The sequence below is a fragment of the Ideonella azotifigens genome, from assembly GCF_006519715.1.
Classification (GTDB): Bacteria; Pseudomonadota; Gammaproteobacteria; order Burkholderiales; family Burkholderiaceae_C; genus Ideonella; species Ideonella azotifigens.
Genome location: NZ_VIDT01000260.1, coordinates 1 through 7110, shown reverse-complemented (window position 1 = coordinate 7110; position 7110 = coordinate 1). Strand labels below are relative to the sequence as shown.

The window sequence follows — 7110 nt, the reverse complement described above, 5'->3', positions numbered from 1 at the left end:
CGGGCCACCGGCCTGCAGAGGATCGGGCCGACCGGCCAGGCGCTCGCGCGCGCAGTACACCGCGAAGTCCCGGCAAGTCATCGCCACGATGAGCTTGCGCACGTCTTCGGAGACCGACTGCTTGAGCTTGTAGCAGCGGTACAGCACCTCCGGCAGCACGGCGAGGCGGGCGTGGTCGCTGATGCGCAGCCACAAGTCCAGGTCTTGCCGGTAGGTGAAGAAGGCGCGGTAGCCGCCGGCCTGCTCGTAAGCCGAGCGCCGCATCATCACGTCGCCATGGATGAAGGGGTTGCCATGGAATAGCTGCTGCTTCACGTCGGCCTGCACCTCGGGCCGCCAGTGCTCAGTGGCGCCGCCGCTCTCGAAAACGATCTCGCTGTGGCAACCCACCACGCCCACGTCGGGATGAGCATCCAGATAGGCTACCTGCTTCGCCAGCCGCTCCGGCAGGCATTCATCGCCGGAGCCCAGCACCGCGATGTACTCGCTGTCGGTCCTGGCAATGGCGGAAATCATGGTGTTCACGAAGCCCATGTTGGGCTGCGTGTGAACCAGCAGCTTCTGCGAAGCGTGCTTGAGCAGCTCGCCGAGGGTGCCGTCCTTGGAGGCGTCGTCGATCAGGTGGGCCTCGAAGTCGGCAAAGGTCTGTCGCTGGAGTCCGGCCACGGTGCGCTCGACCACGGCTGCGCGGTTGTAGAAGGCCGATATCAAGGTTACCTTGGGCATGGAACTCTCATGTGCAGAGGGGTCAGCGCGTATTCAAAGCGCTTCGGCCGGAATGTGAGCGGGAGTCAGATGGCCGTTGCTGGAGACATGCCGAACCTCGCAGTCCAGCCAGAAGCGCGTTCGCTCGTAAACCGCCTTGCGCACCAGGCCGATCAGGGCGAGCACATCTGCACTGCGCGCCGCGCCCAGATTGACGATGAAATTGCCATGCTCGGGCGCGATCTGGGCGTCGCCGATGCGGGTGCCGCGCAAGCCGGCTTCCTCGATGGCCTTGCCCGGCGGGCCGACGGTGTCGTACATGGCCGGGTTGCTGAGAAACACCGAACCACAGTTGGGCAGACGCAGCGGAAATTTCTTGCGCCGCGCGGCCATGATCTTGATCATCTCGCGGCGAATCTCGCGGGCCTCACCCGGGGCAAATTCAAACTCAGCTTCCACCACGATCAGCTCGCGCGTTTGCAGCACCGAGGTGCGGTAGGCAAATCCGCACTCATCGTGGCTCAGCACCCGTGTTTCGCCGTCATGGTCCAGGCAAGTGACCGACACCAGGTTCTCGCCAATGCCCTTGCGCAGGCTGCCACCGTTCATCACCACCAGCCCGCCCAGCGTGCCGGGGATGCCCACGGCGTGCTCTGCGCCGGACAGGCCGGCGCAGCCCACACGGCGGGCAAAGATCGGCGTCCAGATGCCGGCCTGCGCCACCACGCGCCGGCCCTCGATGCGCATGCTCGACATCGCTCGGCCGATGTGCAGCACCACGCCATCAAAGCCCTCGTCGTCAAACAGCAGGTTCGAGCCATCGCCTATCACCAGCAGCGGTGCACCATGCGCCTTGATGAGGCGCAAGGCCTGGGCCGTGGCCGCCACGCTCAGCGGCTCCGCCACCACGCGTGCCGGCCCGCCGATCTGCCAACGACTCAGGCTGCGCAGCGGCACGCCCTGCCTCAGCCGAAGCTCGGGCAGTTGCGCCAAGGCGGCCACCAGGCCAGCGAAGTCGAGGAGACGGGGGGCGTCGATCACGTGCATCACCAACCCGGCGTGACCTGGCCGCCCAGCGCCTGCATCTTGTCGATGAACCGGTCGTAGCCACGCTCGACCTGCCAGGCATCGCGGATCACGGTTTCGCCTTCCGCGACCAGGCCTGCCAGCGTCAGCGCAATGCCGGCGCGCAGGTCACGTGCAGTCACCTCGGCGCCACGCAGCTGATTGCCACCCTTGATGCGCAGCAGGTTGCCTTCGACGCGCGTGTCCACGCCCATCAGCGCCATTTCCTCTGCGTAGAGGTAGCGGCCCGGGAAGCGCAGGTCGATGATCTTGCTTTCGCCGCGCGACATCGCACCGAAGACCGCGAACAGCGGCTGCATGTCAGAGTTGATGCCCGGGTAGGCGCCGGTGCTGATCTCCACCGGATAGCAGGTGCCGCCGCGCACGATGACGCTCTTGGGCCCGGTGAAGAAGCAGGCACCGCTTTCCTTCAAGTGGATCAGCGGCACTTCAAGGTCCACGATGGGGAAGCCATGGATCTCCACGTCGCCCTTGGTCAGGCAGGCACCGACAAGCCAGGTCAGCGCTTCCATGTTGTCGGCGATCACCCTGTGGCGGGTGCCGAACAGGCCTTCCGAACCCCGGATCTCAATGCGCTCCTGGCCGAAGACGTTGATGGTCGCGCCCATTGAGCGCAGCATCGCGATCAGGTCCAGGATCTCCGGTCGGATGTGCGGGTTCCACACCGTCGTGACACCACGCGCCAGGGTGCCGCACATGATCGCGTTCTCGGTCGCGCCGGTGCTGCGGATCGGCAGGTGGATGTCCGCGCCTTTCAAGCCGTTGGGCGCATGGGCCTGGAGGTGGGTGTCGGTCTCGGTGACCTCGGCTCCCAGCGCCTCCAGCAGCATCACGTGCAGGTCATGCTTGCGATCACCCAGCTTGCAACCACCTGGCAAGGGCACGGAGCCAGAACCGGTGCGCGCGGTCAGCGCGCCCAGGATCAGCAAGGTGTTGCGGATCGAGCGGCCAGGCCAGACCAGCTCGGAAGGCGGCTTGCTCGCTTCATCGATGATCACCGTGTCGCCGCTGACCTCGCAGCGCTTGCCAAGCGCCCGCAGCATGTCCAGGTGGATCTGGGCGTCCAGCAGCGTGGCGGGGTAGTTGGAGATCTGCAGTTGCTCACCGGTCAGCAGGGAAGCTGCCAGCAGGCGCAGCACGCTGTTCTTGGCCCCGCTGACATGCACCTCGCCTTCAAGGCGCGAGGCCTGGACCCGATAGGTGGAAACTGGGGTGTCGTTTGCGCGTGGACGGGTCATGACATGACTCCTTGGTTAGCGTTGAGCGTAGTAGCTGCGATACCAGGCCGCGAACTTGCCGATGCCTTCGCGCAGGCTGGTCTTGGGCGACACGCCGGTCCAGGCCTTCAACGCGGTCACGTCGGCATAGGTTGCGACCACGTCGCCAGGCTGCATCGGCAGCATCTGCTTGATCGCATCCTTGCCCAGCGCCGCTTCGATGGTGGCGATGAACTCGCCCAGTTGCACCGGATCCTGGTTGCCGATGTTGAAGACGCGGTACGGCGCACGCGAGCGGCCGGGATGCGGCTTCAGGCCATCGAAGCCGTTGTCGGGTTCGGCCGGGCGGTCCAGCGTGGCGACCACGCCGTCGACGATGTCGTCGATGTAGGTGAAGTCGCGCTTCATCCGGCCCTCGTTGAAGACCTGGATCGGCTTGCCTTCGAGGATGGCCTTGGTGAAGCTGAAGTAGGCCATGTCCGGCCGGCCCCAGGGCCCGTAGACCGTGAAGAAGCGCAGCCCCGTGGTGGGAATGCGGTAGAGGTGGCTGTAGGTGTGCGCCATGACCTCGTTGGCCTTCTTGGTCGCGGCGTACAGGCTCACCGGGTGGTCCACCGCGTCGGCTTCCGAGAACGGCATCTTCTCGTTGCCGCCGTAGACGCTGGAACTGCTGGCATAGACCAGGTGCCTGACCTTGGCCTGGCGTGCGCACTCGAGCACGTTCAGGAAGCCGGTCAGGTTGGCTTCGCCGTAGGCGTGCGGATGGGTGATCGAGTAGCGCACGCCGGCTTGCGCGGCCAGGTGCACAATGCGGTCTATCTGGTGCTGGCTGAACAGCGCCTCCAGCCCGCTGCGGTTGGCCACGTCCAGTTGCTGGAAGCGAAAGCCTGGCGAGCCTTCGAGCAGCGCCAGCCGGTCGCGTTTCAGCGTCGGGTCGTAGTAGTCGTTCAGGCTGTCGATGCCCAGCACCTGCTCGCCCCGCGCAAGCAGGCGCTGGCAGGTGTGCAGGCCGATGAAACCGGCAGCGCCGGTGACAAGCACGGTCATGGCTGGCTCCTGGTCGGTCGCGTTCAGGCCAGTGCCGCCTGGGCACGCACCGAACGGCCGATGGCGTGGTACTCGATGCCAAAGTCGCGCATCAGCGCCGGCTCGTAGAGGTTGCGGCCGTCGAACACCACCGGCTGCTTCAGCGCGGTCTTCAGGCGATCGAAGTCAGGGCTGCGGAATTCCTTCCACTCGGTGATGATCAGCAGCGCCTCGGCACCTTCCAGCGCCTCCATCGGCCCCTGGGCGTAGGTGATGCGCGGCTCGTCGCCGAAGATGCGCTTGGCCTCTTCGGTGGCCACCGGGTCATAGGCGGTCACGGTCGCGCCGCGTGCCAGCAACTCGTCGATCACCACGCGGCTGGTGGCTTCACGCATGTCGTCGGTGTTGGGCTTGAAGGCCAGGCCCCACAGCGCGAAGCGCCGGCCGCTCAGGTCCTGACCGAAGCGGGCCAGCACCTTGCGCGTCAGCACGGTCTTCTGGTGGTCGTTGGCATCTTCGACGGCCTGCAGCACCTTCAGGTCCTGGCCCTGGTCAGACGCGGTGCGGATCAGCGCCTTCACGTCCTTCGGGAAGCAGGAGCCACCGTAGCCGCAGCCGGCGTAAAGGAAGTGGTAGCCGATGCGCGGATCGGAGCCAATGCCCTGGCGCACCAGTTCGATGTCGGCCCCCATCTTCTCGGCCAGCAGCGCCAGCTCGTTCATGAACGAGATGCGCGTGGCCAGCATCGCGTTGGCAGCGTACTTGGTCAGCTCGGCCGAGCGCAGGTCCATCACCACCAGCTTGTCGCGGGTGCGCTGGAATGGCGCGTAGATCGCACGCAACAGGTTCGCCGCACGCTCATCCGACACACCGACGACGATGCGGTCCGGCCGCATGAAGTCCTCGACCGCCGCGCCTTCCTTCAGGAATTCGGGGTTGGACGCCACAGAGAACGCCAGGTCCAGGCCGCGCTTGCCCAGCTCGTCGTCAATCGCCGCCTGCACCTTGTCGGCGGTGCCCACCGGCACGGTGCTCTTGTCGATGACCAGCTTGTAGTCGGTGGCCAGGCGGCCGATGTTGCGGGCTGCGGCCAGCACGTATTGCAGGTCGGCCGAACCGTCTTCGTCCGGCGGCGTGCCGACCGCGATGAACTGCAGCGTGCCGTGGGCCACCGAGGCCGCCACATCGGTGGTGAACTGCAGGCGGCCAGCTGCCACGTTGCGCTTGACCACCACGTCCAGTCCCGGTTCGTGGATGGGGATGCCGCCCTCGTTGAGCACGCGGATCTTGCGTTCATCCACATCCAGGCAGACCACGTGGTTGCCCATGTCTGCCAGGCAAGCGCCGGTGACAAGGCCAACATATCCAGTGCCAACGACGGTAATTTTCATTGCAGTGCTCCTGAGGGTGAAAGAGAAACGGGAGAAGAAAAGGCGGCGGACGCTCGGCAACTCGCCTGTGCGTCGGCCGTGGGTCGGCGGTTGAAGGCCAGCCCGATGAAGGTGGGCAGCAGGGCCATCACAGTCACTGCCTGGCCATCGGAAATGAAGAACACCGCGAACAGCATGTAGACGCTGAACAAGCCAGCTTCGAGCGGTGAATCCGACAGCCGCATCGCACGACGCAGGCCCGTGAAGATCGCAGCAAAAAACAAGCCACCACCGAGCAGGCCGTACTTGATCAGGTTGTCGAGGAAGAAGTTGTGCGTGCTGTTGGACAGGCGCGAGTCACTGAAGTAAACGCCCATCTGCTCGCGCAGGCTGTCGGCGCCGCTGCCGAACCAGGGCTGCTTCTGCACGATGTCCACGCCGTTCAACAACAGCGCAGTGCGGTGGGTATTGGAGTCCCACAGTGCTTCGCTCTGGTCGACGAAGTAGTTGTTCTTTTCGGCCAGCGCGAGGGCGTCGATCAAGGCGTCGTGCTCCAGACTGAACATCGCCAAGCCCAGCAGCACGGCCAGCAGCAAGGCAATCCACGCACTGACACGAAAACTGCGCAGCAACCCCGCCAAGGCAAGCCCGAGCGCAATCAAGATGACGCCCAACAGGCCCTTGCGTTCCATGCTGGCCACCAAGGGCGGCAAGCTCATCAGGAACAGCCAGCCGCAGGCGCCCCGCCAACCAGCCTGGCGCCAGGCCAGCAACAGCACTGCGCTGACCACGCCGAAGATGTAGCGCGCGTCGCCAGCAAGCTTGTAGCGCACGTAGTTGCCGCCCGCAATGTGGATGGCAACGGTGTGCAGCATCGCAACCACCCCGACGCCAATGAACCACTTCAGGAAGCGCGTCGGATCGCGTTCGGCATGCCAGCCCACGGTGGTGACCACGACCAGCACGAAGGCCAGTTGGATCGCCTCCTTGAGCGAGACCTTGACCCGGTTCATCAGCATGCCCTGGATCAGCACGCCCAGCACCAGCGCCATCAGCATCAGGCAGTGCGGCCGCTGGAACGCGCGGCCGATGGCCGGCTGGGTCCAGAAGGTGCCAATGATGAGCGCCAGCGCCAGCAGGTCCGCCAGCCTCACCAGCACACCACCGCCACCAAAGCGGAACATCGACAGGTACAGCGGCACAACAGCGGCGGCCATGATGACCAACAGCACGTCACTGCGTGCCGCAGATGGCAGGACGCCTTGCGCGGCAAGCGAGGGTGCCGCTGCATCGGCCGTGAAGTGCTTGCTCATGCCGCCCCTCTCGGCTGGGCCGCGCCAGGCGGCGCCGAGGGCGTTGGCGCGGCATACAGGCGCTCCAGCTCTGCGGCCAGGGTCTCCACGCTGTAGCGCGCCGCCGTCTCCTGGCCAACCGCCAGCAAGTGCGCGTGACGGGCCGGGTTGCTGCGGCAGTCCTGCACCATCGCGGCCAGTTGGTCGGCATCGCCTTGCTTGAACAGCAGTGAACTGTCGTTGGCCAACTGGCTCAGGCCCGGCACATCGGCGCACAGCACCGGCAGGCCGCAGGCCATGGCCTCGATGGCGGCCAGCCCAAAGCCTTCCCATTTGGAGGATTGCACATACAGGTCCATGCCAGCCAGCCAAGCCGGCACGTCGGCCACCACGCCGTGGAACACCACCTGCCCG

At 65.6% G+C, this 7110-nt stretch carries 7 protein-coding genes; all 7 read right to left on the bottom strand.

Features of this window, described 5'->3' with window-relative positions; all coding sequences use genetic code 11:
- A partial coding sequence (locus FKP22_RS16110) for a glycosyltransferase (RefSeq protein ID WP_141288481.1) occupies positions 1-726 on the bottom strand: 726 nt, incomplete at its 3' end.
- A 33-nt stretch (positions 727-759) separates the two neighbouring features.
- Positions 760-1746 carry a UDP-N-acetylmuramate dehydrogenase gene (murB, locus tag FKP22_RS16105; RefSeq protein WP_211361424.1) on the bottom strand — a complete coding sequence of 329 codons (987 nt, stop codon included), beginning with the start codon at positions 1744-1746 and terminating at the stop codon, positions 760-762.
- Between the two features lie 5 nt (positions 1747-1751).
- Positions 1752-3029 carry a UDP-N-acetylglucosamine 1-carboxyvinyltransferase gene (locus tag FKP22_RS16100; protein WP_141288479.1) on the bottom strand — a complete coding sequence of 426 codons (1278 nt, stop codon included), beginning with the start codon at positions 3027-3029 and terminating at the stop codon, positions 1752-1754.
- Between the two features lie 15 nt (positions 3030-3044).
- Entirely contained in the window at positions 3045-4055 is a 1011-nt protein-coding gene (locus FKP22_RS16095) for an NAD-dependent epimerase (RefSeq protein ID WP_141288478.1), read from the bottom strand.
- Positions 4056-4078: 23 nt separating this feature from the next.
- Positions 4079-5425, bottom strand: coding sequence for a UDP-glucose dehydrogenase family protein (locus tag FKP22_RS16090; protein ID WP_141288477.1), 1347 nt, complete (start codon positions 5423-5425; stop codon positions 4079-4081).
- Positions 5422-6717 (bottom strand): O-antigen ligase family protein, encoded by a 1296-nt coding sequence (locus FKP22_RS16085; protein WP_141288476.1) that lies wholly within the window; start codon positions 6715-6717, stop codon positions 5422-5424. Before FKP22_RS16085 ends, FKP22_RS16090 begins: the two co-directional genes overlap by 4 nt.
- On the bottom strand, positions 6714-7110 hold a 397-nt coding region (locus tag FKP22_RS16080), incomplete at its 5' end, for a glycosyltransferase (protein ID WP_141288475.1). The genes FKP22_RS16080 and FKP22_RS16085, both read right to left, overlap by 4 nt.

Excerpts from the sequence above, each read along its gene's own strand:
- FKP22_RS16095 (WP_141288478.1), bottom strand. The coding sequence starts at position 4,055 with ATGACCGTGCTTGTCACCGGCGCTGCCGGTTTCATCGGCCTGCACACC.
- FKP22_RS16100 (WP_141288479.1), bottom strand. The coding sequence starts at position 3,029 with ATGACCCGTCCACGCGCAAACGACACCCCAGTTTCCACCTATCGGGTC.
- FKP22_RS16090 (WP_141288477.1), bottom strand. The coding sequence starts at position 5,425 with ATGAAAATTACCGTCGTTGGCACTGGATATGTTGGCCTTGTCACCGGC.
- FKP22_RS16085 (WP_141288476.1), bottom strand. The coding sequence starts at position 6,717 with ATGAGCAAGCACTTCACGGCCGATGCAGCGGCACCCTCGCTTGCCGCG.